The sequence below is a fragment of the Paraburkholderia sp. RL17-373-BIF-A genome (assembly GCF_046030175.1).
Classification (GTDB): domain Bacteria; phylum Pseudomonadota; class Gammaproteobacteria; order Burkholderiales; family Burkholderiaceae; genus Paraburkholderia.
This window is the reverse complement of sequence record NZ_JARESO010000046.1, coordinates 12,264-30,349: the sequence shown is the minus strand read 5'-3', so window position 1 is coordinate 30,349 and position 18,086 is coordinate 12,264. Positions and strand designations below refer to the sequence as shown.

Below are 18,086 nucleotides of genomic sequence, written 5' to 3'. Positions count from 1 at the left end.
GCACCATAGGGCGAAATGACGTGACAAGGTGCGCTAGCAGCGCCTGACGCATTCTTCGCGCCTTTCGCCGACACGCCGGCATTGCTATGCTGAAGGCCGTTCATCCATCCGGGAGCGGACTTGGCCGACCAGCACGTACCGGCGCTCGAGCGCCGTTCCTCGTCCGTCCTGCCCGCTCAGGCGAGCCCGTGCGACGCGCTCGTCATTCGCGCGCAACATCCCAGCCTCGTCCATCCGTGCCGGCGTAAAAAACTCGCGCTGGCCGCGACCATTCTCGGCTCGAGCATGGCCTTCATCGACGGTTCCGTGGTCAACGTCGCCTTGCCGTCCATCCAGACCGAACTGGGCGCGAGCGTGGCGGCGATCCAGTGGGTTGTCGACGCCTATCTGCTGTTTCTCGGCGCGCTGGTGCTGGTGGGCGGCTCGCTCGGCGACAAACTCGGCCGGCGCACGGTGTTCATCGCCGGAATCGGGCTGTTCACGCTGGCCTCGATCGGCTGCGGCCTCGCGCCGGGCGCCGCCGCCCTGATCGCGGCGCGCGCCGTGCAAGGCGTGGGCGCGGCGTTGCTGGTGCCGAGCAGCCTCTCGATCATCGGCGCGGTATTCGACGACAAGGAGCGCGGCCAGGCGATCGGCACCTGGGCCGGTGTCGGCGCGATCACCTCGGCGCTCGGGCCGGTGGCGGGCGGCTGGCTCGTCGATGCGTTTTCGTGGCGCGCCATCTTCTTCCTGAACGTGCCGATCGCCTGCGCGACCGTCGCGCTGGCGGTCATGGCCGTGCCCGACAGCCGGCAGGACGACGACGGCGATCCGTCAACCCCCGCCGCCGGCGCCACCGGACATGCGGCGGCCGGACTCGACTTGCCGGGCGCGGTCACGGCCACCGCCGGACTGGCCGCCTTGACCTACGGCCTGACTCTCGCCTCGACGCATGGCTTCGGCAACCGCTGGGTGCTGGCGTCGATCCTCGGCGGACTGCTGGTGCTGATCGCCTTCGTCGCGCTCGAAGCGAGAACCCGCAATCCGATGATGCCGCTCGACGTGTTCCGCTCGCGCGACTTCGTCGGCGCCAATCTCGTCACGCTGCTGCTTTACTTCGGCTTGGGCGGCGCGCTGTTCTTCCTGCCGTTCACGCTGATCCGCGCCTATGGTTACAGCGCGACCCAGGCGGGCGCGGCATTGCTGCCGGTGCCGGTGACCATCGGACTGCTGTCGCGCTTCACCGGCGGCCTGACGAGCCGCTACGGCGCGCGAGCCTTGCTGACCGCGGGACCGGTCGTCGCCGCGGCCGGCTTCGCGATGCTCGCGCTGCCGTGGGTACGCGCCGAGTACTGGCGCGGCTTTCTTCCCGCGTTGACCGTGCTCGGACTCGGCATGACCATTACCGTCGCGCCGCTGACGACGACGGTGATGACCTCGGTATCCGCCGCCCGCACGGGCGTCGCTTCGGGCATCAACAACGCGGTGGCGCGGGTGGCGAGCCTGCTGGCGATCGCGGTGCTGGGCATCGTGTTCGTGTGGTCACACGATGCGGCGCTCGCTGCGCGGCTCGATGCGTTGCATGTGCCGCAGGCGGCGCGCGCAGCGGCGAGCCTGGCGCAGGTCGGCATGGATTCGGGCGCTGGGACCGGTGCGTCGGAAGGAAAAGTGGGCGCAGCAGCGGCAAGTCCCGCAGCGGCGCAAACCCACGCCGATCCGGATGCAGGCGTGGCCCAAACCCATGCAGAACCGGCACGAGCGCAAGCCGAGGTCGCGCAGGCACAAGCCGAAGCCTTGGGCGCGGCATTGCGAGCGGTGGCGCTGGTGTCGGCGTTATGCGCGCTGGCCGGCGCAGCGCTGGCGGCCTTCACGATCCGCTCGCAACGGCCGCTTTAGATGCCCGGCGTCTGATTCATGACTCGCGCACGGTCACCATCCATAGTTCAGAGCGCGCTGAAACATCGCCGGCCGGCGCTCGCCATACTGCAGTCATGATGCTTCAGACTATGCCCCTCAACCCACCCGGAGCTACGCACATGACAATTACCTGCTTCATCCGCTATCAGATCGATCCTTTCCAGCGCGATGCCTTCGACGAATACGCCCGCAACTGGGGCCGCATTATTCCGCGCTGCGGCGGCCACCTGATCGGCTACTTTCTGCCGCATGAAGGGACCAACGACATCGCGTGGGGCTTGATCGCGTTCGACAGCCTCGCGGCGTATGAGACATATCGCGCGAAACTGCGCGCCGATCCCGAGGCACGCGACAACTTCAAGCTGGCGCAGACGAAGCGCTTCATTCTGCGCGAGGAGCGCACCTTCACCGAAATCGTGGAAGGCACCTTGGGCGTGCCGGCGGTGCGCGCGTCGGCAGCGACGGAGTAATTGCGAGGGGTTGCGATTGCGGCTGCGGCGGTGAAGGTATACGCACGCGCCGGGGGCAATTCCTGCGCGTCGCAGCCGGCATGGGACAATCGGATACTGTCTGACAGGCAAGTTTTTTGCTACCGCAAGGTGCCGCTGCACGGGGCTCGCCGGATTTCCGGCGCCTCGCGCCACGGCAGGTCAAGGAACTTGTACCGCCAAAACCGTGTCGGTTCATGGTCACGCCGCCGAACCGGTCCGTACGTATCGGCACAGCCGTCCGCATCTGTCCCCCGCTTTACACCCTATGCGCAAATTATTCCAGGTCTGGTTTTTCGTTCTTCTCGCCTTCATCACCGCGCCGGTTTTCGCCGCAACAGCGCCGGCCACGCCCGCGTCGTCGGCCTCCGGCGTCGGCGTCACGCTGACACCCGAGCAGGCCCGCCAGGCTCTCGCCGTTCTCAATGACCCCACGCGCCGCGCGCAAGTCGCCGACACGCTGCAGGCCATCGCCGCCGCCGGCGCGCTGAGCGCGCCGCCCGCTTCCGCGCCCGCGGCCGCCTCGGCGCCCGCTGCGGCGAGCGGCGCCGCCGCCATCGTGCCGGCGGCGTTCAAGTCCAACGGCCTCGCCTCGCAACTGGCCCGCCAGGGCGCGCATTGGGCCGTGGACCTCGGCAAGTCGTTACGCAGTTCGGTCGCCGCGCTGCTCGACCTCGCATCGGTCCGCGCCTGGTGGAACTGGCAATCGACCAACCCGCAAGCGCGCGCCGTGCTGGGCCACGTCGCGTGGTCGCTGCTGGCCGCGCTGATCCCCGCGCTCGTGCTCGAATGGCTGGCGCGCCGCCTGCTGCGCCGCGCCTACCGGGCGCTGGCCGCGCGCCGCGAACTGGCAGACGAAGACGACGCCGCGCAAGCCGACCTGCCCGTCGACGTCGCGCCACAACCCGCCGACGCGCCGAACGCCGCGCCGCCCTTGCCCGTTTCGCCGCCCTCGCCGGTGAGTACGGCAGAGGCGCGAGCCGCGGCCGTGCCGTCCGGCACATCCGCCGCGACGAAGGCCAAAGGCCGGGTCAACGAAGCCAAAGGCAAGCAGAACGCCAAACATCACTGGACGCTGCTGCGGCGCCTGCCGCGCGCGCTCCTCTCCATGGCGCTGCGGCTGCTGCCGCTCGTGGTGTTCGTCGGCGCGGCGAGCGCGCTGATGTCGATCTTCGCCGACGACGGCACGCCGCAAGACCGCGCGCTCGATTCGCTGGTCGACATCTACGTGCTGTGCCGCGTGATCGTGATCGTCAGCGGTTTCTTCCTGCAACCGGCGGCGCCGCGTCTGCGTCTGCTGCGCATGAGCGACGCGTGGGCCGCTTTCGTGCAACGTTGGATGGTGCGGATCGTCAGCGTGGTGGGCGTGGGTTCCGCGATCGCCGAGATCGCGCAGTCGCTCGGTCTGAACGACGCGGCGCATCTCGCCTTGATGAAAGTGGTCGCGCTCGCCGGCCATGTCATGATCTCGATCCTGCTGCTGCAATGCGCGACCCCGGTCGGCGAATTGATCCGCAAGCGCCTCGCCGCGCGCAAGTCGCTGGAGATGTTCGGCAACGTATTCGCCGAAGTCTGGGCGTGGGCCGCGGTGTTCGTCGTCATGGCGTTGTGGTTCATCTGGGCGCTCGATGTGCAGAACGGCTATCACGCGCTGCTGCATCTCGGCGGCATTTCGCTGGCGGTGCTGGTGGGCGCACGGGTCGTGTCGATCGTGGTGTTCGGGGCACTGGCCCGGCTCTTCAATGTGCAGGACGACGCGGCCAAATCGCTCGTGCATCAGCACGCGTACCGCTATTACCCGCTGTTGCGCCTCGTGGTGGCGTGGCTCATCGGCATCGTGACCGCGCTCGCGCTGTTGCAGGTGTGGGGCGTGCATGTGGGCGACCTGTTCCGTACCGGCACGATCGGGCACCGGCTCGCGTCGGCGATCATCACGATCGGCGTGGCGGCCGTGATCGCGCTGCTCGTGTGGGAAGGCGTCAACGTATCGGTCGAACAACGGCTGGACAGTTGGACCACCAGCGGCGACCTCGTGCGCGCCGCGCGCTTGCGCACCCTGCTGCCGATGCTGCGCAGCGCGCTCTTCTGCGCGATCGCGCTGGTGGTGGTGCTCACCGGTTTGAGTGAACTCGGCGTAAACATCGGGCCGCTGCTGGCGGGCGCCAGTATCTTCGGCGTGGCGCTCGGTTTCGGCTCGCAAAAACTGGTGCAGGATTTCATCACCGGCATTTTCCTGTTGATGGAAAACGCGATGCAGGTCGGCGACTGGGTCACGCTCGCGGGCGTGTCCGGCACTGTCGAATATCTGTCGATCCGCACCGTGCGGCTGCGCGGCGGCGACGGTTCGCTCTACACGGTGCCCTTCAGTTCGGTATCGACGGTGAACAACACCAACCGCGGCATCGGCAATGCGGCAGTGAAGGTCAATATCGTGTTCGGCGCGGATGTCGATCTCGCCATCAACACGCTGAAGGAAATCGGCGCGGCCCTGCGCGAGGACGACAAGTTCAAGGACGGCATTCTGTCGGACTTCAGCTTCTGGGGCGTCGATGCCCTGGACGGCTCGGCCATCACGCTGGCCGGCCAGATCCAGTGCCGCGACAGTGCGCGCTGGGGCGTGCAGCGCGAATTCAACCGGCGCATTCTCGACCAGTTCCGCGAGCGCGGCATCGAGATCGCGAACCCGCAGCGCAATCTGCTGACGTGGGACCCGGAAAGCGCACCCGCGAGAATCGAAGCGGATGACACACACAAAGACGCACCTGACGCAGCTGACGCACCGAAGGCCGTGCCGCCCGCCGATGCGCCTTCGTCCGCCGCAGCGGCGCAGACGGACGCGCCGGTGGAAGACCAGTTGCCCGTCGACCCTAAGCCGGCTGGCGGCCCAGGAACGCCAGCAAATCCTGGTTCAACCTCTCCGCATGAGTGAAGTAAAAGCCGTGACCCGCGCCTTCATAGACATGCAGTGACGCGCCGGGTATCAGCGCCGCGGTGGGCCGCCCGGTTAGTTCGAGCGGCGCCGACGCGTCACGATCGCCATGCAGGATCAGCGACGGCACCTCGATCTTCGCCAATTCCGCGCGGAAATCGGTGATGGTCTGCACGCGGGCCAGTTCGAGCATCGCCTGATGCGAGGTTTGCAGCATCATGCGGATCGTCCAGTCGAGCGGCGCGCGCGACACGCCCGGCCCGAAGTACGGCGCCGCATTCGCCTCGATCCAGTCGGGAAAGGAACGGCTCAGCGCGAGGCGGCCTTGCTCGAATAAAGCGGCGTCGATGCCGTTCGGGTTGTCGTCGGTTTTCAGCAGATACGGCGTGGCCGCGGGCGCTATGAACGCGACCCGGGCGACGCGCGCCGAACCGTAACGCGTCAGATAACGCACCGCTTCGCCGCTCGCAATCGAATGTGCGACCAGGGTGACGCCGCTCAGATCGAGCGCGCTCAACACGCTTTCCAGATCGTCGGCGAGCGTGTCGAAGTCGTAGCCGCGGCCCGGATCGCTCGAACGGCCATGCCCGCGCCGGTCGTACGCAATGCAGCGGCAATCGAGACGCGACAGCGGTTCCATCTGGTACGCCCACATGTCGGAGTTCAGCGTCCAGCCCGAGAGGAACACCAGCGGCGTGCCCTGCCCCCAGTCGCGGTAGAAAAGACGCGTGTTGTCGGCGGTGCGGATGGTGTTCGGTTCGTCGGCGAGATACGGTGCGGTCGCGTTCATGGAAGTCTCCTTGCCTCAAGTGGGAGTCGTGATGCCGTGACGCCACTGTGCCGGGCGACGGTAGGCAGGTCGATTACCTGGGAGGTAAAGAGGCACGCTAATAACGCGCCGGGCTGCCGCGCTATTGCACGTCCCACCAGCGCGGCAGCAACCGCCGCACTTCCGGCCGCCGGTAGCGGTCGTCGATCAGATGCACCACACCCTGGTCCTGCTCCGTGCGGATCACGCGTCCGGCCGCCTGCACCACTTTCTGCAAACCGGGGTACAGGTACATGTAGTCGTAGCCGTTGCCGAACTTCTCCTCCATCGTGCGACGCATCTGTTCGTTGATCTCGTTCATCTGCGGCAAACCTAGTGTGGCGATGAACGCGCCGATCAATTGCTGGCCGACCAGATCGACGCCTTCCGAAAACGCGCCGCCGAGCACCGCGAAGCCCACGCCCTGATTCATGGTGCGAAAGCGCGCGAGAAACGCGTCGCGCGCCGCTTCGTCCATGCCGGGTTCCTGCGCCCAGACCGGCAAGTCCGGATGCCGCTCGCGCATCAGCGCGACCACGCGCTGCAAATACTCGAAGCTGCTCAGAAAGCCCAGATAGTTGCCCGGCTGCACCGCATATTGCCGCGCGATCAGATCCACGATCGGCACGAGCGAACGCTCGCGGTCGCGCCAACGCGTCGATACGTTGCCGGCCACGCGCACCTGCAACTGTTCGGCGCGAAACGGCCCTTCCACGTCGAGCCATTGGGTTTGTTCAGGCAGGCCCAGGGTGTCGCGATAGAAATGATGCGGGTTGAGCGTGCCGGAGAACATCACCGTGGTGCGCGCGGCCGCGTAGCGCGGCGCGAGGAACGGCGCAGGAATCACGTTGCGCACGCAGAGCGTGGCATTCGTTTTGTCGCGCGGCGCGTAACGGTCCGCGGTCAGCGTGAGATCGAAGATCGAATGCTCGCCGAACTGCTCGGCCAGCGCGACGAAATGCATCGCGTCGAAGAAAAAGCGCAGCGACGCTTCGTCGATGGAAAGCGGTGCTTCCGCCAGCTGATCGGTGACGGCGCCGATCAGATTCTGCGCGGCCGAGAGCAGTTTGCCGGGGACGTCGGCATAGACCTGATAGGTCGCGGTCTGCGCGCGCTTGACGGCGTCCCACTCGCGTTGCAGCCGTTCAAGCGGCTTGCGCAAGGTGGCCGGCGCCGTTTTGCGCGCGAGCCGGAACGTCGCCTGATCGAGCGACGCGGTGTACATGCGGCGCGCGCGGTCGAGCAGATTGTGCGCCTCGTCCACCAGCACGCCCACGCGCCACTGGTTGATCTGCGTGAGCGCATACAGCATGGCGCTGCTGTCGTAGTAGTAGTTGTAATCGCCGACCACCACGTCGGCCCAGCGCGTGAGTTCCTGCGCCAGGTAGTACGGACAGACTTCGTGGGCGAGCGCCGCTTCGCGCACCGCCGCGCGGTCGAGGCGCGGACCGGCCAGCGCCGCGCTGCGGGCCGCGCTGCGGGCCGCGTCGAGCCGGTCGTAGAAGCCCCGCGCAAGTGGACAGGATTCGCCGTTGCAGGCTTTGTCGGGATGCTCGCAGGCTTTGTCGCGCGCGACCAGTTCGAGGGTTCTCAACGGCAGGCGCGTGACGCCTCGATGGAGCGTTTCGATCGCATCCAGCGCCAGCGCGCGGCCTGGCGTCTTGGCGGTCAGGAAGAACACCCGGTCGATCTGGTCCGACGCACACGCTTTGAGCAAGGGGAAAATCGTTGCGAGCGTCTTGCCGATGCCAGTCGGCGCCTGCGCCATCAACGGCTTGCCGTCGCGTGCCGAACGATACACCGACACCGCCAGCTCGCGCTGTCCGCTGCGAAACTGGCCATGCGGAAACTGCAGCGCGTCGAGCGCCGCATTGCGCGCGGCCCGATGCGCTTCTTCCTGAACTGCCCAATCGAGAAACCGCTCGCATTGCTCGACGAAGAAAATCTCCAGGTCGCGCGCGGTATGCGTTTGCGTTAGCAACACTTCTTTCTGGGTGCCGATATCGAAGTACACCAGCGCTACCGTCAATTCTGTGAGTTCGCGTGTCCGGCACAGCAGATGTCCGTAGACGAGCGCCTGCGCCCAGTGCAGCGTACGGTGATTGGCCGGCATTCGTTCGAGATCGCCGCGATGCGTCTTGACCTCTTCCAGCCGGTTCGCGCTTGGGTCATAGCCGTCGGCGCGGCCGCGCACGGTCAGGCGGCGATGCGTGCCTGTCAGCGTGATTTCGGTTTCGTAGCCGTTCGCGCGCCGGCCGGCGACCGTCATGTGGCCCGCCATGCCTTCGAGCGAGGTCGGCGCCGGCGTGAAGCGCAGATCGAGGTCGCCGCGCCTTGCGGTGAATTCGCACATCGCCCGCACGGCGACCATGTAGGTCATGCGGTGGCCTCGGTGGTGGCTTTGGCGGCGACCTCGGTGGTGGCCTCGGTAGCAACTTCAGCCACGCCCCCACCTTCCGCGACTACGGCTTCATCGGCCCAGCGCACGTCGAGCACGCGTACCGGCATGCCATGCTGCGCGCAATACGCGAGCCAGCGAATCTGATTGTCCTGCAAGCGGTCGCCGGGGCCTTTCACTTCGATCAACTCATAGCGACGCTCGGCCGGCCAGAATCGGATCAGATCCGGCAAGCCGGACCGATTACCGCGAATATCGCGCAGCAAACGCTCGAACCACAGTTTCAGATGTGCGGCCGGCAGACAGTCGAGCGCCAGCGCGACGAGTTCCGGCGTGAGCATCCCCCAGAACACGAACGGCGATTGCAGCCCCGCCTTGCCATGCAGATGCCGCAAAATCGTCTCGCGATAGACGCCGCTATCGAGTTGTTCGAGACACCCGGCGAACTGATCCGCGCGGCGCGCATGAAAATCCGGCGCGTGCAGATCGGCCGGACCACGCTGGAACGGATGAAAAAACGCCCCCGGCAACGCCGCGAAAACCGGCTCCCAGCACAGCAGCCCGAACAACGAGTTGATCAGCGCGTTCTCGACGTAATGCACCGGTGCGGTCTCGCACGTCAAATGGTCGCGGGCGACGTACTCGACCGGTATCGGCGCCTCGGGCCGCGGCAGCACCAGCGCGCTGCGCTCGACAGGACGGGCCGCCGGCACACGCGCGACCGCCTCGCCACGCTTGCGCTGCAAACGCGGCAGCATGCGCGCGAGGCGTTGCGCCTCTTCTTCGCTTTCAGGCACGGCGGAGGCTTGCAAGGCCAGCGCGAAGGCATCGTCGAAACGCTCGCTGCGTTCGAGCACGCGCATGCGCCGATGGCGCGCGCCGGGCCACGCACAACGCTCATAAACCGCGAGCGCGGCCGCCCAGTTCTGCCGACGCTCGCACAGATTGCCGATGCGGAACAGCAATTTCGCGCGCCGCGTCTCGAGCCAGGAATTGGCAGTCTCAATGGCGGCGACCGACGTGACAAGCTCGTGGATTGCCGCCGCTTCCGCGTCGCCACTGGGCAGCCATTCGAGCGCCTCGCGGCACGCATGCAAGGCGAGATAGACGTCGACGTCCGCGCGCTGCTGGAACGCACGCGACGAAGACGCGAACGCCACTTTCTCGTACTGGAACACACCGGTGTCGGCGAGCACGAACTCCGACCACTCCTGCTGCAAATTGCCGAAGAACATCAAACGCAAACGTTCGCAAAGCGGCGCGATCGCCACGTGAAGGACGCGGTCTTCAGTTCGACCGTGCCATGCCGAAAGCGGGCGCGCCGTGGCACCTTCCTCGTCGCTCTCACTCGCAGAGAAAGGGCGCAGTGTTTCCAGCAGGTCCGGTTTGCGCAGGCTCCTCGCGCCCGGAATCAACGCGATGGTGTCCGCGAAAATCTCCATCAACTCGGCACGCGTGGTGAGCGAGAACAACTCGTCGAGCGTCAGACACGGTTCGGTATCAACCCAGCCGAGCGCCGCGATCGGCGCGGCCGCCTGCAACGGGCAGCCGATCTCGTCGTAAGACAGGCGGCTCGCGCGGAACAGCGTGCCTTTGCGCATCAGCATGCGAACCAGCAGCGCGCGCGAAGACTGCGGCAACGCGGCGAACTCGCGCAGAAACGCGTGTTCGTGAGTGTCGAACACATCGTCATAACGCTGCTCGAGCCACGCCAGGGCGCGCTCGAAGTTCAGCAGATAGTAGAGAGCGTAGGGAGAGACAGGTGTTGCCACGGCACTTTCATGAAACCTGTATGTTTATACAGTGATGATAGCAAAATCCGTGGAGAGCCCGGCCAGATTGCCTCAAAGGCAACGTCATGGTGCGGCGTCAGCGTACTGCCATTCGAATCCGTCCGCGCCGCGCCTCACCCGCCCCGCCGATGTCTGCGGAAAATGCGCGGTGAAGAGCGTCGCGTCGCGATCGGCCGCGTAGTTCAGCAACCAGCGCCGCGAGTGACGCGCAGACGCCGCATCGAGGCAGAACGTCGAGTTCCATTCCGGCCGGTAGACCTGGATGGGGTTATGCATCACATCGCCGGTGAAGATCGCTTCCTCGCCGCGCGAACGGATCGATATCGACATGTGTCCGGCGCTATGCCCCGGCGTGGGATGAAATACGATACCTTCGCGCCACGTGCCGCCCTCGGCAGGAATCGTTACGGCTTGACCGGATTCGATCACCGGCACGACGCTGTCATCGAAAACCATGCGGCGGCTGTCACCCGCCGGGGTCGCGAAGAAATCCTGCTCCGCTTGCGGGAACACGTATTTCGCGTTCGGGAAGGTCGGCTGCCAGCGGCCGTCGATCCACTGCGTATTCCAGCCGACGTGGTCCGCGTGCAGATGCGTGAGCAGCACCTCGTCCACCTGCGCCGGCAAGATGCCCGCGTCGGCGAGACGCTCCAGGTACGGGTTGTTCAACTGATGAAACAGCTTGCTGAACGGCCGCTCCTTGAAATTGCCGATGCCGGTGTCGATCAGCACGGTCAGGCCGTCGATCTGCACGACCCAGGTGTGCACGCTGAGCGTCACTTCGTTGTGTTCGAGGTCGAGACTTGCCGACGACAGGCGGCGGCCCAATTCGTCGGCTGCCGACAGCGCCCACTCCGGATAGAGGACCATGGGCGCTAACGGAAAACAGGTTTCGCTGACGCGGGTAATGCGCGCGTCGCCTATTCGGTGCGTGAGGACCTCAGTCGGCATGATGTGACTCCGTGAAAAGTGCGGCGGCAGCGAGTGGATCGGTTATGCCACTCTTCTGCGGTGAATGGCCTCACTATCGCAAATCCGTGGCTTGCCGGCTAATGCCGTTTTCTGCGTATGGCGATGCTTTGTGGGCATCGCCATGTGAGGCTCGGTGTCCATCGGTCTACGGGGGCGCGACGCGCCTCCATGCAACCATCTCTTGCGCCGGTTCACGCGGCCGCCACCATGCGGGCCATGTCATGCACCGATTCACGCGGACGCGGCCATGCAAGCCGCGTCATGCGCGAGCCAACACCGGCGTGCGTCGCGCCGCCACGCCATACAGCAGCGCGCTGAGCGCAGCCGCCACACCGCCGACGCACGCCAGCGCCACGCCCAAACCAGCGCTTTGCCCGCCGAGCCGCTCATTGATGAAGCCGACCGCGAACGGCCCGAGTCCGCCGCTGATCGCGTTGGTGAGAAACACCAGCAACGCAATCGAACGTCCGCGCATACGATTCGGAATTGCGATCTGGATCGGCACCGGCGCCAACGCCATCGCGACACTCGCAGCAAACGCGGAGGCGCCATACAGGACCACCGCGATATGCACATCGCCGACGAGCGGCATCGCAATGGCGGCCGGCACGAGCAACGCAGCCGCCGACGCGGACAGCACCAGCACCTTGCGCACGGCGGCGGCATCGCTGACGCGCCCTGCGAGCCAGCCCGCGCTCAGCACACCGAGTATGCCGCCGAACATATAGGCCGGCGCTGCCATCTGTCCGACTACGCGTGGCGTCAGATGAAAATGCCGGATCAGCAGCGTCGGAAACCAGGCCGCGTGTGAGTAGAACAGCGTGATCAGCGCGACATAGGCGGCGAAGTACGGCAGGCAGAAGCGGTTCTTCACGAACAGTTCACGCAGCACGTCTTTCAGCGGCGGCGTACTGTCTTGCAAGGCCTCGGCCACCACAGCGGCCGATGGCGCAGTTTCAGTCGGGACGACACCCTGCGTGGCCGGGTCCGCGGCCACGTTCCGAAGCGCGGACGACACCCCGCGCCGTTGCGGCTCCCGCACCGACAACGCGACGATCGCCGCAAGCGCCAGCCCCGGCAATCCGACCGCGACGAACACCGCCTGCCACCCGTTCAAACCCATGCCCGCGAGCCACGCAGCGCCCGCGCCGTGCTCGATCGAACCGAGCAGCATGCCGCCGCCGAACAGAGCGACGCCACCGCCGATGTACGGTCCCAGCATGAACACGCTGCTTGCCCGAGTGACTTTGCGCGGCGGATACAGATCGCTGAAGATCGACAGCGCCGCCGGGCTCAGGCCCGCTTCCGCGATCGCCGTCCCCGCACGCGCCGCGAGCAGTTCGCCGAAATTGTGCGCGAACCCGCACAGCGCCGTGGAGACCGCCCAGATCGCCACGCACACGGCAATCAACCGCACGCGATTGGAGCGATCAATCAAGCGCGCGATGAACACGCCCGCCGTCGCGTAGCACAGCGTGAACGAAAACCCTTGCAGCAGGCCGATTTGCGTATCGGTGAGCGCCAGCGTTTCCTTGATCGGTTGCACGAGAATGCTCACGATCTGCCGGTCGAGATACGAAAACGCAAAGCAGACAAAGAACAGGACGACGACGTAGGCGTGCCCACGACGCGCATCGGCGGCGTCGGCATCGGTCACGGTGGTGACTGCATTCATGGCGAATCTCCGGCTGGCTTCTGTTCGATGGACGGGGTCATTGCCACTGCGCATCCGCGGCCAGCACGGCGATACAGTCGCCCGGTTCGACGCGTGCGAACGAACGCATGCAGACCACCACACCATCGCCCGCAAAACGGATCTCCTGCGGTTCGCTCCACGGCGCGTACGGATCGAACACCCGCGCGGCCAACTGATCCTTTTTGACCTGATCGCCGAGTGCGAACACGGGTTCGGCCACGCCCGCCCGCGAGGCGAACACGTAGTGCCGCGCGCCGTCCACTTTCAACCAACGCGTGTCGTGCCGCGGCGCAGGCGGACGATCGTCAGGCGTGACGCCGAGCGTATGCAGCACACGCCGCAGACCATCCTCGACGATCGCGACGCCGTCGGGATCGCAGGCCGCGTAACCGCCGAATTCACCGCACAGGAACAGCTTGCCGTGCCGCTCTACGGCCGCGCCATACGTGCGGTCCTCGCCGAGCAGATCCATGAGCATGGTTTGCGGCGCGGCAAACGCCTGCACGAGCCGCCGGTATTCGGCACGGCGCGACGCGTCGGCTGGCGGCGCCGCGAGCAAGGCTGGCAGATGATTGAACGACGCGCCGCCCGCGTGCAGATCGATCACGACGTCGGCGCGTGGAAACAGTTCGGTGTCCGCATAGTGCGCAATCATTTCGGTGATATGGCCGTTGCGCGTGCCGGGAAAAACACGGTTCAGGTTGCCCTTGTCGATCGGCGAGGTGCGCGAGCCGTTGATAAAGGCCGGGAAATTCAGCGCCGGCACGACGATCAGCCGACCGTTAATCGACATCGACAGCATGCGCCGGATCAGTTTCATCAGCGCGACAGGGCCTTCGTATTCGTCGCCGTGATTGCCCCCGGTCAACAGTACGGTAGGACCGTCACCGCCCTTGAGCACGGTGATCGGAATCGGAATGTGCCCGTACGCGGAGCGGTCGTGCGAATACGGCACGCGCAACGTGCCGTTTTGCAGGCCGGGGCGTTCGTAGTCGATGTCGGTGGAAATCAGCGATGGAGTGGACGGCATGGTTGTCTCCCGATAAGAAAGCGGACCACGGCGCTGTCGTCGGATGACGCGCCGTGGTCGTGCATTCAATATCGTCGAGGCAAAAAAGCAGCGCCAATGCCGATTTTTAGGGAAGCCGATGCCTTAAAGGCATCACAGCAAGGTATTGCCAGCCGCTCACTTCTGCGCCTTGAGCAAGGCAATGAACTGCGCGAGCGCCGGATTGCGATGCTGCTCGTGATAGGCAAAATGCAGCGGCAGCACGATCGACAGATCGGACAGTGTGAGGAATTGCACCAGCGCGGGCGGCCGTTCGCGATTGGCCGAGTTGACGATCGCCGCGCCCACACCCGCCGACACTAACGAGAGAATCGCGGCTTCCGTCGACACTTCCTGCACCACGTCGAGCGTCAAACCGGCGCGCTCGCATGCGCCGATCAGGCGGTCGTAGTAAGCGGGATAAACATCGCGCGGAAACGTGATGAAGGGCTTGCCGGCCAGTTGCGCGGCAGGCACGGTCTTGCGCCGGCCGAACGACCACGAAGCCGGCGCCGCCAGCACGACACCGTTTTCGAGCAAGGGCAAGCTGGCGAACTGTTCGGGCAGCGCGCCGAAGTGGTAGATGAAGCCGCCGTCCAGCTGACCCGCGTCGATCGCGTCCAGTTGCTCGGGCGTGTTCATCGGCGTGAGTTCGATGCCGACCTGCGGCGCCTTCTGCTGGAACGCTTGCAGCGCGTTCGGCACGAGGCCGCCCCACACCGCGTTTTCGACGAACCCCATGCGCACATGACCCGACACGCCTGCCGCGACTCGTTGCGCGACGCGCGCCGCTTGCTCGACCTGCTGCAGAATGCCGCGCGCCTCGCGCAGATAGGCGTCGCCCGCCAGCGTCAACTTGAGGCCGCGTGGCGTGCGCTCGAATAGCGCGACGCCCAAGGTTTCCTCGAGGTCCTGGATTTGCCGCGAAATGGCCGGCTGGGTCACGTGAAGTTGCTCGGAGGCGCCGCGCACGCTCGCGTGCTCCGCAACGGCGACGAAGTATCGGAGATGCCGGAGTTCCATGTCAGCAGAGTGGCAGGCTTATCGAACGGGATGCCGCATTGTGCCATTCGATCACGCCGCGGTTACTGCATTTTCATTGCGCCGCGAGCCACACCACCGTCAACGACCGCACGCCTTGCGCGCCGCGAATCAGCACGCCCTCGATATCCGCCGTCGCCGAAGGTCCGGTGACGAGCGCCGCATAACGGGCGTCACGAAAATCATCGCGCCGGTACACGTCCTGCAAGCCGTCGATCAATTGCGCCGGGTCGAGCAGCACGACCAGATGCTGCACGATGTAGCCCAGCGCGTTGACCACATACTCGCGTTCGCTGAACCACACCGAGCCGGTTTCCGCAACGCCGAAGCGTGCCCGCACCACGCCGACGTCGATGTCCTGCAACGAGGCGGGTTCCGTATCGGCTGAGAGCGCGCGCGTGCCTGGCACTTCGGCAGTCGCCGAAGCCACCGATGCCACCGCACCAAAGCGCTCGCGAATCAGCCCGCTCACATCGGCTGCGGAACTGGCTTCGACGCAGGCGCCGCCCATTGCCTGCAAGGCCGCCGTGAAGCGCGCGCGCAGATCGCCTCCTGCCGAGTCGAACAGCGGCACTTCGGGTCGTGGCCGCGACGGCGGCTGCGCCTGCCGCACCTTGTCCAGAAAAGCCTCACGCGTTGCCATTGTCGCCTCCACGATTCTTCTTGTACCAGGCGTGGAAGGTCAGCTTGGGCGCCTCGGGCAACTCGCGCTGCTTGCCCCAGATATTGAGCGGGTTATACAGCACGAAGTTCGGCAGCCGCCGCAGCGCGCTACCCATCGACGACACCGTCGCGCGATACAAGGTCGGACTCGCCAGCAAGCGCCCCGCCATTTTCAGCACTTCCTGCTTCACGAACGGCACTTCATGACGCTCGGCGATCACCGTGCGCCATTTGTAGATCTGCTCGTGGATATTGATCTTCACCGGACACACGTTGGTGCAACTGCCATTGAGCGTCGACGCGAACGGCAACGCGCTGTAGCGCTTCAGATCGAAGGTCGGATTGATGATCGCGCCGATCGGCCCCGAGTACGTGCCGCCATACGACAGCCCGCCGCTGCGCCGGTACACGGGACACGTATTCATGCAGGCGCCGCAGCGAATGCATTTGAGCGAGTACCAGAAGTCCTCCATCGCGAGCCGCTCCGAGCGGCCGTGATCGACGAGGATGAAATGCATCTCCGTGCCCGGACGCGGCGCGCGGAAATGCGAGGTGTATTGCGTGATCGGCGAGCCGAGCGCGCTGCGCGACAGCATGCGGATGAACACGCCGAGGTCCGATACTTTCGGAATCAGCTTCTCGATCCCGATCGACGCGATATGCAAAGGCGGCACGTTCGCCGACAGATCCGCATTGCCTTCGTTCGTACACACCACGACCGTGCCGGTCTCCGCCACCGCGAAATTACATCCGGTCATGCCGGCCGTTTTCTCGCGCACGAAGTACGGCCGCGTGTTCATGCGCTGGCTTTCCGCGAGGTAGTGAATGTCGCTATTCTTCGGATCGGTGCCGATGGTGCGGCCGAACAGTTCGGCTACATCGGCGCGCAGTTTATGCACCGCCGGCACCACCATGTGGCTCGGGTCCTGATGATCGAGTTGCTGGATGCGTTCGCCCAGATCCGTTTCCATCACCGTGATGCCGCGCGGTTCGAGATACTCGCGCATCTTGCATTCGTCGGTGAGCATCGACTTGCTTTTGACGAGCGTGGTCATGCCGCGTTCCGACATGATCTGGTGCACGAGCGCGTTGTGCTCTTCGGCGGTAGCGGCCCAATGGACCGTCACGCCGTTGGCCTCGGCCGCCGCCGCGAACTGCTCAAGATACGCGGACAGATTAGACAGCGTATGTTCCTTGATACCCGATGCGAGTTCGCGCATCGTCTCCCATTCCGCAATGCCGTGCGCCTGCACATCGCGCTTCTCACGCAAATCCCACAGACGCTTGTCGTGAAACGCCACGTGCTCCGTCTTGCTGATGAACGCGCCCGCGGCTTTCGCGTGATCGATCCGGTTGCTCATGCGCGTGCTCCATTGAGGACCTGCGCGATATGGATGAAACGCGCGTCGGCTTTCATGCGTTCCGCGCAGCCTTGCTGATGCATGAGGCACGACATGTCGCCCGACACGATGTATTCGGCGCCCGCATTCAGATGATCGCGCACCTTGTCCTGTCCCATGCGCACCGACACCGGCTCTTCAGTGACGGAGAACGTGCCGCCGAACCCGCAACATTCGTCAGGCCGCGCCAGCTTGACGAACTCGATGCCCTTCACGCCTTCGAGCAAGGTGCGCGGCTTCGAAAACGGCGTGCCCGCCACTTCCGAAATCGACGCTTCCTTCAGATGTCGCAACGCGCTGCAACTGTTATGCAAGCCCACGCGATGCGGAAACTCGGCCCACGGAAACTCACGCGCGCCGACCACGTCGTGCAGAAACTCGACGAGTTCGTAAGCGTTCGCGCGGACTTTCTTCACTTCGTCGGTTTGTTCGAGCGCGGTCAGATGCTCGCGCACGTGGTGGATGCAACTCGCCGACGGCCCGACGATGTAGTCGTAGCCCGCGAAGTTGCGCGCGAACACACGCTCGGTGCCGGCTGCCTCGGCATGCGCGCCGCTGTTGGCCATCGGCTGGCCGCAGCAGGTTTGCTCCTGCGGATAGTCGACCTCGATGCCGAAACGTTCGAGCAATTCGAGCGTGGCGATCCCCACTTCGGGATAGAACGCGTCGATGAAGCACGGGATGAACAGGGCGACTTTCATAAGCTTATTGAAAAGAAAAATGGCAGCCGGCGACCACCTACTCTACTGCGGAATCGCGCCGGGGAACCAGTACGGCGTCGCGGCGGCATGGATCGACCTTGACAAGGTTTTCGTCGTTCCAGTCAGACTGGTAAGGTTGGTCTGACCAAGAATATAAGGGAAGTTGTGAGAGGGTGTCAATCGCGGGATCGCGACGGATTAGCGGCGATCAGGAACGATAAGGCCGCGCCGTGCGCGCAAGCATCCGCGGCAA

At 65.3% G+C, this 18,086-nt stretch carries 13 protein-coding genes; 3 read left to right on the top strand and 10 right to left on the bottom strand.

Annotation, left to right across the window (positions count from 1 at the left end; genetic code table 11):
• Positions 1-120 precede the first annotated feature (120 nt).
• The 3 genes from P0D80_RS36415 (at position 121) to P0D80_RS36405 (ending at position 5,313) form a co-directional block, all read left to right on the top strand.
• On the top strand, positions 121-1,875 hold the full coding sequence (locus P0D80_RS36415) for an MFS transporter (protein ID WP_408291060.1): 1,755 nt from the start codon (positions 121-123) through the stop codon (positions 1,873-1,875).
• Between the two features lie 140 nt (positions 1,876-2,015).
• Entirely contained in the window at positions 2,016-2,366 is a 351-nt protein-coding gene (locus tag P0D80_RS36410; protein WP_408291057.1) for an NIPSNAP family protein, read from the top strand.
• Positions 2,367-2,652: 286 nt separating this feature from the next.
• Complete coding sequence (locus P0D80_RS36405; RefSeq protein ID WP_408291055.1) at positions 2,653-5,313, top strand: mechanosensitive ion channel family protein; 2,661 nt, start codon at positions 2,653-2,655, stop codon at positions 5,311-5,313.
• Here the strand turns inward: P0D80_RS36405 and P0D80_RS36400 are convergent.
• From P0D80_RS36400 to P0D80_RS36355, 10 genes are all read right to left on the bottom strand, one after another.
• Complete coding sequence (locus P0D80_RS36400; RefSeq protein WP_408291053.1) at positions 5,252-6,103, bottom strand: alpha/beta fold hydrolase; 852 nt, start codon at positions 6,101-6,103, stop codon at positions 5,252-5,254. The two genes, P0D80_RS36405 and P0D80_RS36400, sit on opposite strands and share 62 nt — an antisense overlap.
• Positions 6,104-6,224: 121 nt before the next feature.
• Positions 6,225-8,501 (bottom strand): ATP-dependent DNA helicase, encoded by a 2,277-nt coding sequence (locus P0D80_RS36395; RefSeq protein WP_408291051.1) that lies wholly within the window; start codon positions 8,499-8,501, stop codon positions 6,225-6,227.
• The gene (locus tag P0D80_RS36390) at positions 8,498-10,291 is read right to left on the bottom strand and encodes a VRR-NUC domain-containing protein (RefSeq protein WP_408291049.1); all 1,794 of its coding nucleotides are present in this window, start codon (positions 10,289-10,291) and stop codon (positions 8,498-8,500) included. The genes P0D80_RS36395 and P0D80_RS36390 overlap by 4 nt, the downstream gene beginning before the upstream one ends.
• Positions 10,292-10,375: 84 nt before the next feature.
• Positions 10,376-11,263 carry an MBL fold metallo-hydrolase gene (locus P0D80_RS36385; RefSeq protein WP_408291047.1) on the bottom strand — a complete coding sequence of 296 codons (888 nt, stop codon included), beginning with the start codon at positions 11,261-11,263 and terminating at the stop codon, positions 10,376-10,378.
• A gap of 280 nt (positions 11,264-11,543) precedes the next feature.
• Positions 11,544-12,959 (bottom strand): MFS transporter, encoded by a 1,416-nt coding sequence (locus tag P0D80_RS36380; protein ID WP_408291045.1) that lies wholly within the window; start codon positions 12,957-12,959, stop codon positions 11,544-11,546.
• Between the two features lie 37 nt (positions 12,960-12,996).
• Positions 12,997-14,010 carry a succinylglutamate desuccinylase/aspartoacylase family protein gene (locus tag P0D80_RS36375; protein ID WP_408180008.1) on the bottom strand — a complete coding sequence of 338 codons (1,014 nt, stop codon included), beginning with the start codon at positions 14,008-14,010 and terminating at the stop codon, positions 12,997-12,999.
• Positions 14,011-14,166: 156 nt separating this feature from the next.
• Positions 14,167-15,051: a LysR family transcriptional regulator gene (locus P0D80_RS36370; protein WP_408180007.1), complete on the bottom strand. Its 885-nt coding sequence runs from the start codon at positions 15,049-15,051 to the stop codon at positions 14,167-14,169.
• A 73-nt stretch (positions 15,052-15,124) separates the two neighbouring features.
• The gene (locus P0D80_RS36365; protein WP_408180006.1) at positions 15,125-15,712 is read right to left on the bottom strand and encodes a LutC/YkgG family protein; all 588 of its coding nucleotides are present in this window, start codon (positions 15,710-15,712) and stop codon (positions 15,125-15,127) included.
• Positions 15,699-17,093: a lactate utilization protein B gene (locus tag P0D80_RS36360; RefSeq protein ID WP_408180005.1), complete on the bottom strand. Its 1,395-nt coding sequence runs from the start codon at positions 17,091-17,093 to the stop codon at positions 15,699-15,701. Before P0D80_RS36360 ends, P0D80_RS36365 begins: the two co-directional genes overlap by 14 nt.
• Positions 17,090-17,833 (bottom strand): (Fe-S)-binding protein, encoded by a 744-nt coding sequence (locus P0D80_RS36355; RefSeq protein WP_408291041.1) that lies wholly within the window; start codon positions 17,831-17,833, stop codon positions 17,090-17,092. The genes P0D80_RS36360 and P0D80_RS36355 overlap by 4 nt, the downstream gene beginning before the upstream one ends.
• Positions 17,834-18,086 lie beyond the last annotated feature (253 nt).

Coding starts and splice junctions, on each gene's coding strand:
- P0D80_RS36410 (WP_408291057.1), top strand. CDS start 2,016: ATGACAATTACCTGCTTCATCCGCTATCAGATCGATCCTTTCCAGCGC.
- P0D80_RS36405 (WP_408291055.1), top strand. CDS start 2,653: ATGCGCAAATTATTCCAGGTCTGGTTTTTCGTTCTTCTCGCCTTCATC.
- P0D80_RS36400 (WP_408291053.1), bottom strand. CDS start 6,103: ATGAACGCGACCGCACCGTATCTCGCCGACGAACCGAACACCATCCGC.
- P0D80_RS36395 (WP_408291051.1), bottom strand. CDS start 8,501: ATGACCTACATGGTCGCCGTGCGGGCGATGTGCGAATTCACCGCAAGG.
- P0D80_RS36385 (WP_408291047.1), bottom strand. CDS start 11,263: ATGCCGACTGAGGTCCTCACGCACCGAATAGGCGACGCGCGCATTACC.
- P0D80_RS36380 (WP_408291045.1), bottom strand. CDS start 12,959: ATGAATGCAGTCACCACCGTGACCGATGCCGACGCCGCCGATGCGCGT.
- P0D80_RS36375 (WP_408180008.1), bottom strand. CDS start 14,010: ATGCCGTCCACTCCATCGCTGATTTCCACCGACATCGACTACGAACGC.
- P0D80_RS36370 (WP_408180007.1), bottom strand. CDS start 15,051: ATGGAACTCCGGCATCTCCGATACTTCGTCGCCGTTGCGGAGCACGCG.
- P0D80_RS36365 (WP_408180006.1), bottom strand. CDS start 15,712: ATGGCAACGCGTGAGGCTTTTCTGGACAAGGTGCGGCAGGCGCAGCCG.
- P0D80_RS36360 (WP_408180005.1), bottom strand. CDS start 17,093: ATGAGCAACCGGATCGATCACGCGAAAGCCGCGGGCGCGTTCATCAGC.
- P0D80_RS36355 (WP_408291041.1), bottom strand. CDS start 17,833: ATGAAAGTCGCCCTGTTCATCCCGTGCTTCATCGACGCGTTCTATCCC.